This window comes from Magnetococcales bacterium, from assembly GCA_015231925.1.
Lineage (GTDB): Bacteria > Pseudomonadota > Magnetococcia > Magnetococcales > JADGAQ01 > JADGAQ01.
The window spans coordinates 1-4802 of record JADGAQ010000256.1 but is presented as its reverse complement, the minus strand read 5'-3'; the positions used below and the strand labels follow the sequence as shown (position 1 = coordinate 4802).

At 59.0% G+C, this 4802-nt stretch carries 4 protein-coding genes; all 4 read right to left on the bottom strand.

Annotated elements, in window-relative coordinates; genetic code table 11:
* Window positions 1-199 precede the first annotated feature (199 nt).
* On the bottom strand, window positions 200-472 hold the full coding sequence (locus tag HQL56_18260; protein ID MBF0311463.1) for a hypothetical protein: 273 nt from the start codon (window positions 470-472) through the stop codon (window positions 200-202).
* Window positions 469-1209, bottom strand: coding sequence for a hypothetical protein (locus HQL56_18255; protein ID MBF0311462.1), 741 nt, complete (start codon window positions 1207-1209; stop codon window positions 469-471). Before HQL56_18255 ends, HQL56_18260 begins: the two co-directional genes overlap by 4 nt.
* Window positions 1209-1544: a hypothetical protein gene (locus tag HQL56_18250; protein MBF0311461.1), complete on the bottom strand. Its 336-nt coding sequence runs from the start codon at window positions 1542-1544 to the stop codon at window positions 1209-1211. The genes HQL56_18255 and HQL56_18250 overlap by 1 nt, the downstream gene beginning before the upstream one ends.
* Before the next feature lie 15 nt (window positions 1545-1559).
* The coding region (locus tag HQL56_18245) for a hypothetical protein (protein ID MBF0311460.1) at window positions 1560-4802 on the bottom strand (3243 nt) is incomplete at its 5' end.

Sequence of the window (4802 nt, the reverse complement as noted above, 5' to 3'; positions counted from 1 at the left end):
TTCGGGGTCACTCCGGGGTCACATGGTTCCTTTCGGGTCACAGCCGGGTCACAAGAAATACCACCCATTGGACAGGGACAATCAACCGTCTTGAGACAGGGAATCAGCGACCGGGCCACCTCGACCAAGACACTCTCATCCGGGAGGACATCGTGAAGCGTGGGCCAGTCCCAGTGGAAGCCTGGACCGGGGCTTTTCATCACCCCTCCTCCTGCCCCTCCGGAACCGTCTCCAGGCGGTCCCTTATCTCTGGCGGCAGGATCTCCCCCGGATCCCTGTTTCGCCCGTCGTACCCGTCACGATGGCACGGGCACTCGGAGAAGAGTACCCCAAAACCACCCCCCATCGGCTGTACCTGGCAGGCGGTCAGTGTCCATACCTCTCCACCGTGCCAGACCGGATAGCCCATGCCACGGTCAACCCGGTCCGCAATGTCGCACGCCTCTTCTTCCGTGGAACAACGGATCATCATACAATACCCCACTTTCCTTCCAAATAGGTTTTGATTTGCACTATTTCACCTGCAGTTGGATTGTCAACATGCAGAACATCACCTATCAGCATGCTGTAGGTTCCGGCAACGCTGGTGCCGTACATGGAGGTGCGTTGCAGGGTGCCGATGGTCAAGGTGCCCACGGTAACGGTCTCATCAACCGTCAACGTGCTTGCGTTGGTTCCCGTATTGGCATGTCCGGCAACATAGTGTTTGCCGGATCCGGCTGCAACCACCCCGGACAGCACATTCGTTGTTCGCCGAAAGGTAAACACGTTCGACGATGTGTTATACATGAAATACCCGTTCGCCCCGGAATTGGCGATATGGGCATTGATGGTTGCGGACTCCGACACCACATCCACCACCGAAGCCACGAAGGCACCCTCCGCGCCGAAATTCAGCGTACCCGCAATCGTGTCCAGAGTGCGCGTACCTGTCGACGCAACACATCTCAGGCCGTTCATTGTTGATGACAACGGCTGTGTGGACGCATTGGCATTCGAGGCATGATGTCCGTTGCCGGAGAGGTCCGGAATCGCCGCGAAATTGCCACCGTTCATGGTACACGAGGCATCACTCGGGTCGTGCCAGGCAAGGAGTTTCGCTCCCAGGGACAGTGGCGTCCACGCCGGAGCCGCCGTCCCGGTCGGCTCACAGACCCCGCCAAGCGACACCCCGTCAATAATGCCGCCCGTCATGCCGCCCGTAATCATCAGTAGATCACCTCAAGGACCGCATTCTGCGTTGTCGCCGTGGCTCGCAAGGCCGTGATTTGCCCCTGGATAAAGTCCGCCTTGGACGCGCTGACGCTTCCGTGGTCCCAGGAGACCCAGTTGGCGGTTCCGGCGGCAACCTTGCTGGGCAGGGAGGTGGTGAATTGCACCACCGCAGTGCCTCCGGAAACGGGGTGGATGGCCACCGTCGGGTGTGCCCCCTCCGGGATCCGATAGACGGACGAGGTTCCGCCGGCAGTGACGGTCTCCTCCTGCACATGTTTGGGGCTGCTCTCGTTGCGCCGGAGAAAGAGTTCCTCTTTGGTGATGGTCATGTTTTCGCCTCTTCGTCAGTGTTGCAGATAGGTTTCCCGCCACCAGTCATTGGCCCGGCGCAGGATCTCTTTTTCTCTTGGGGTCAGGGTGCGGGTGAAGGCCATTCGATCCTTCAGGGCAATACCCCCCAGGGGATTAGCCCGCATGATCGACTGGTGCATATCCTCCGGGGTCACCCCCAAACGACGCATCGCCTCCCGCGCCTGCTGTTCCGCTTTGACATCACCGTACCGCTTGGCCCGTTTGAAGTCGTGCAGGGCGTTGGCGCGGGGGCTGGTGATGGTCGATACCCCGTCGATGCCCCGTTCCCGTTCGTTCCACTTGGCAGCCAGGCTTTTGATGGTGTTGTAGGAGACTTCGCCAGGGTCGCGTTTGGAAACGACCGTCTCCGCGAGAGACCGGCCATACCCCCTGGAAGGCTTGCCGAAGAGAAAGTCGTATTCGTTCTCCAGGGAGAAGAGTCGGAGGATATGTCGGCCTTCATCCTGGATTGGGCGAGGGTTGAAGATATCGGGCCAGAAGGACATTCCCGCTGCCAGTTCGAAAGGCAGCTTGATCACGGGGGTGATGCCGGAGGCCATTTTGTTGAAGGGCGCTTTTGCCACAGCCTTCATGACATCCGCCATGGAGGCCCGCCCCTTCTGGATCTCCGAGAAGGCCGCCACAGCATCCCCGAAGCCGAACCAGCCCGTGAAGTCCGAAAGCGACCCCTGAAACCGCAATAGTCGAATCTGGCCGGTAGCGTCTTTTCCCAGGTTGAGATGCAGTTGAGTCCGGTCCATGATGTCGAGTTCGTCTTCGTCGTCCCCGTGGAACAGGTTGTTGAACAGCGAGACCAGGCCGTAAAGAAGGGCCATGCGAATGGCAAGACGAGCGGTGATGCCGACACCGACTACTGTGCCCACTCTGGCCCTGCTGCCCCAGCCCTGCCCCCAGGAATTGGCAATCAACCGGGCATACCGCTTGGTATTGATCTCCATCCAGGAGTAGAAGGGAATGACCTTGTTGCGAATCTCCTGCCCGTAGGCGCTGACGGCGCCATAGTCTCCCAGGAGACTCCGGGCCAGAAGGGCGGCCTTGTCCAGAGTGTCGGTCAGGCCGTCCACCATTTCCGGACTCGCCGCACCATAGCCGATTGAGGTCATCGGCTCATTTGCCTCCATCCGGTCCGCGTAGTCCAGATAGGCCGCGTATCGCAGCCAGTTCTCCCGGAAGGTGGTGTAATCCTTGAGAGTGCGCCAGACCTTCATGACGCCACGAATACTCATCTTTCCGGGGTTGCGCCAGTCAACCGGGTCGGTCAGGTGTTGGAACTGCCCCAGCAGGTTGATATCCGGAATCTCCTGGACCGACAGCCCACCATCGAAGACACCGCGTGCCACGGCCTCCTTGTAGCGGGCGGTGGGCTCGCCGCCCTTCATGACCCGGTAAAGTTCCCGGATGGCTTGTGGCAACCGCTTCAGCGCTCTCGGGTTGCCCGCGATGACGGCATCCAGGTCGCCGGAAAGGTTGTTGATATTGTACTTGATCACCCGCCTTGGGTTGATCAGCACCCACTGTTTCCACATGGTCAGCGGGGTCGCAAGAACATGATCGAACCAGCCCTCGTTTCGAGCTTTGGTCATGGCATCCAGCGTGATGGCCAGTTCCTGCGGAATGACCATCTGATACTTCGGCATTCCAACAGCCAGCACCTTGCGCATGTTAGCCATCACCTCCATCACGGTGTCACGTGACACGCCGGGGATGTTCTCCGCAATGGACTCATCCTCCAGCATGGTATTGATGGCATGCTCCGGCAGGGTGAGGGCAACAAAGAAATGACGCCCCTTCTCCGGCTGCCACTCCACATAGCCTTCCGGCAGGTGCTTCGAGAAGTACCCCATCCCTGCGGCAGTGCGCAGATAGGCGTTGGCTTCCTTCTCGTCGACAACCTTGCCCTCTTTGATCAACTGTTTGATGATCTTCGCCTTGACGGCCTCCCGCTGGTCGTACACCCCCTGGATCTTCTCGATGGCCTCGACCATTTTGAGGTCGATCATGGCTTGGTGCAGCCATTCGAACTCGGCTTCCAGATAGTTGGTGTTGATGTCCTTTTCGGTCCCCTCCCGGTGTCGGGCGTATCCGGGTTTCGGCGTTTTCACGGAGGACGTTCCCTGGGCGCGCTGTCGGGCCTTGGCGTAGTCCAGCACCTGGTGCCGGAAATAGCTGGGGTTGCGGATCGACTCGGCGGAAAGAATTCCGGCATCCACCAGCTTGTCGGTTATCTGCCGGATGAAGACCTTGCGCTGTCTGGCCTTCTGGATGAGATGCGGGTGTTGCTTGATGACCCTGTTGACTTCGACGGCATCCTTGGGAAAGGACTCACGGGTCCAGCCGTTGGGAAGCGGGAGTTTGTTCTCGAAATCGTACATCAGATCCTGAACAAGGATATAGCGGGTAAACAGGTCGTATTCCGGGTTCGACATGCCGTCGGTGATCTTGGTGAGAACCCGCACCGCTTCTTCCTTGGCCGCTTGGGGGGCGGCCTCCAGTTGGCGCAACCACTCGATGGCCCGCGCATTCTCGCGGGTGTTGGCCAACTCCTGATAGTGACGGCTCATGCCGTGCCCAACCTGGCGTAGCCAATCATTCACCCGCTCCAAAACCGTGCGGGTATCCCTCAAACCGGCCAGCCCCCGTTGATATCCGGCCTCGGCGTCCCTGTCGAAGGTGACCAGGGGCCGGGATCCGTCTGGCAGTATCGCCGGACGCACGTCACGATTATTGTTGCCTTCCTCCGGGGAGGTGATATCCTGTTGCTGGGCTCTGCCTTGGTTTACAGCACCATTCTGGTGGCCCTGGACTACGAATTCCGGGATACTGCCTGCGATGTGTTCTGACCCTGGCAGGGCCTTTTCTTTCTTGAAGCTGTGATCGTAGTACTTGTGTCCATCGGTGCGCTCCTTGGCAACAATGACCACATCAAACGAGCGCTCCCCTATTTGCAATCCAACCTCATATTTATGAACCGCAAGCGTATTAACATCATTATCCTTGTCGGTCTCGGTAGCCGTTTTCCGCGCTTCCCTTAAAAGTTCGGGGAGCGCAACCACAGACCTGACCAAGTCTTCCGAAGATTTTGCCAGGGCATGTTTCACCCCCGCCACTGTCACCTCGATCCGGTCCCCGCTATCCCGGTTCACGAAGGTTTTGCCCACGAAGTTTCGGTTGGCGAATGACCGTGCCTTCAGGCGGAACTCCGGCATGGTGGTGAT

Excerpts from the sequence above, each read along its gene's own strand:
- HQL56_18255 (MBF0311462.1), bottom strand. The coding sequence starts at position 1,209 with ATGATTACGGGCGGCATGACGGGCGGCATTATTGACGGGGTGTCGCTT.
- HQL56_18250 (MBF0311461.1), bottom strand. The coding sequence starts at position 1,544 with ATGACCATCACCAAAGAGGAACTCTTTCTCCGGCGCAACGAGAGCAGC.
- HQL56_18260 (MBF0311463.1), bottom strand. The coding sequence starts at position 472 with ATGATGATCCGTTGTTCCACGGAAGAAGAGGCGTGCGACATTGCGGAC.